This window comes from Streptomyces sp. SM1, from assembly GCF_002910825.1.
In the GTDB taxonomy this organism is placed as follows: Bacteria; Actinomycetota; Actinomycetes; order Streptomycetales; family Streptomycetaceae; genus Streptomyces; species Streptomyces okerensis.
Map to the genome: position 1 here is coordinate 1 of NZ_NEUB01000314.1, position 394 is coordinate 394.

Annotated in this window: 1 pseudogene; it reads right to left on the minus strand. The window is 76.4% G+C overall.

Features of this window, described 5'->3' with window-relative positions:
* Positions 1-254: pseudogene (locus B9S61_RS07655) on the minus strand (hypothetical protein); the annotation flags it as partial.
* Between the last annotated feature and the right edge of the window lie 140 nt (positions 255-394).

A 394-nucleotide genomic window follows, 5' to 3' on the forward strand; every position in this document is an offset into this window, starting at 1 on the left:
GCCGTTCCGCCGGGACCGCCCACCAGCCCCCACCCGGCACACACCACGCCCACCAGCGGCAGCCACCGCCGTGCGGCGGCCCGCGGCAGCAGACCGGGGCGTGAGGCGGCCGCCGTCCGGTCCGGCGACAGCACCTCGGCCAGCCGTCGCCGTACTCCGCGCTCGCACCGTCTGCGCCACCACCCCAGGGACCAGCCGAGCGCCGACAGGATCACCACCGCTGCCCCCAGCCTGTGGACAACGTCCCCGCTCATGCCGCTTCCTCCTCCGCGCTCCGCATGATCCGCAGCACCCACCACAGCCCCAGGCCCTCCAGCACCCCACCGGCCGCCAGACAGGCCAGTCCCGCAGGCGTGTGCAGGAGGATGTGCAGCGGGTCGGCGCCGAGCGCCGC